Consider the following 511-nt stretch of genomic DNA (forward strand, 5'->3'; position numbering starts at 1 on the left):
CCAGGTCAGCGCGCTCAGCACGGCGCAAGTCGCGGCCCTCACCACCACCCAGGTGGCGGCGATGGAAACGGCCGACATCCGGGCCCTGACCACCGCGCATGCCGCGGCCCTGTCCACCGCCCAGGTGGCAGCGCTGGGCACCGGCCAGGTGGCGGCCTTCGAGACGGCCGAGCTGCGCGCCCTGACGACGGCCAGCATCGCGGCGCTCAGCACCGCCCAAGTGGTGGCGCTCGGCACAGCCCAGGTGGCGGCACTCGACACGGCCCAGGTGGTGGCGCTGACCACCACCCAGGTCGCGGCCCTGCAGACCGCTGACGTCGCCGCGCTGACGACGGCCCAGGTGAATGCCCTGGCCACCGCCGACATCGCAGCGCTCGACACGGCGCAGGTCGAGTGGCGCTGACGACCGCCCAGGTCGCAGCCCTGACCACGGCCCACATCGCCGCCTTCAGCACCGCCCAGATCGTGGCGCTGGAGACGGCCGACTTCCGGTCCCTGAGCACGGCCCAGG

1 protein-coding gene and 1 pseudogene are annotated in these 511 nt (G+C 74.0%); both read left to right on the forward strand.

Annotated features, from left to right (window positions below; all coding sequences use genetic code 11):
* Positions 1 to 403, forward strand: a pseudogene (locus OOT46_RS30730) (heme utilization protein); the annotation flags it as partial.
* The coding region (locus OOT46_RS30735) for a hypothetical protein (RefSeq protein WP_265407422.1) at positions 394 to 511 on the forward strand (118 nt) is incomplete at its 3' end. The pseudogene OOT46_RS30730 and the gene OOT46_RS30735, both read left to right, overlap by 10 nt.

It is taken from the genome of Aquabacterium sp. A7-Y, from assembly GCF_026153205.1.
Classification (GTDB): Bacteria; Pseudomonadota; Gammaproteobacteria; order Burkholderiales; family Burkholderiaceae_C; genus Caldimonas.